At 63.5% G+C, this 230-nt stretch carries 1 protein-coding gene; it reads left to right on the forward strand.

The features are described from left to right. Positions 1 to 230: aconitase family protein (locus tag AC2FA3_RS15695; protein WP_490510412.1), on the forward strand; the 230-nt coding region annotated here is incomplete at both ends.

A 230-nucleotide genomic window follows, 5' to 3' on the forward strand; every position in this document is an offset into this window, starting at 1 on the left:
GGTCATCGACCTGGACAAGCTGGAGCCCACCGTGGCCATGCCCCACCTGCCCGAGAATACCAAGGTGGTCTCTGAGGTGGCTGGCCTACCCATCAACCAGGTAGTCATCGGCTCCTGCACCAACGGCCGCATCAGCGACCTGCGTGCCGCCGCCGCCGTCATGAAGGGCAAGAAGGTGGCCGACAACGTGCGCTGCATTGTGATTCCTGCCACCCAGGAGATTGTCCTCC

The organism is Janibacter sp. CoH_79_TC_3, assembly GCF_058197955.1.